The 781-nt window shown below is 74.0% G+C and carries 1 pseudogene; it reads left to right on the forward strand.

Features of this window, described 5'->3' with window-relative positions:
* A pseudogene (locus tag EAO70_RS36305) lies at positions 1-781 on the forward strand (DUF11 domain-containing protein); the annotation flags it as partial.

Below are 781 nucleotides of genomic sequence, written 5' to 3' on the forward strand. Positions count from 1 at the left end.
GTGGCCGTCGTGGCCGTCTTCCCGGCCGGGACGGTCCCCCGGTACCCGATCCGCTGCGCCTCGTACGTCGCCGTACCCAGGTCCGCTCGCACGTCGCCCCGGTAGTCGGCGTCGTCGAGGGTCCCCGTCAGGTCGTCGCCGAACCGGACGTCCGGCCGGTCGACCGTGCCGGTGTTCCGCGCGGCGAAGCCTTCGTCGCGTCCTCGCTCGCCTTCTCCGTACCGGTCCCCGACCTGGAGATCGCCAAGACGGCGAGCCCGCGCACGGTGAAGCCGGGCGACACGATCACGTACACGATCACCGCGCGGAACACCGGCACGGTCGACCGGCCGGACGTCCGGTTCGGCGACGACCTGACGGGGACCCTCGACGACGCCGACTACCGGGGCGACGTGCGAGCGGACCTGGGTACGGCGACGTACGAGGCGCAGCGGATCGGGTACCGGGGGACCGTCCCGGCCGGGAAGACGGCCACCGTCACCTACTCGGTGAAGGTGAAGGACCGGCCGGCCGGCGACGGCCGGCTGCTCGGCGGCGTGACGGCCGAGACACCCCGCTCGACCTGTGGCGACGGCAGCTGCGCAGGCCGGGTCCCTGCTGCCGTCGCCACAGGTCGAGCGGGGTGTCTCGGCCGTCACGCCGCCGAGCAGCCGGCCGTCGCCGGCCGGCCGGTCCTTCACCTTCACCGAGTAGGTGACGGTGGCCGTCTTCCCGGCCGGGACGGTCCCCCGGTACCCGATCCGCTGCGCCTCGTACGTCGCCGTACCCAGGTCCGCTCGCA

The organism is Streptomyces sp. adm13(2018) (genome assembly GCF_008042145.1).
Lineage (GTDB): Bacteria > Actinomycetota > Actinomycetes > Streptomycetales > Streptomycetaceae > Streptomyces.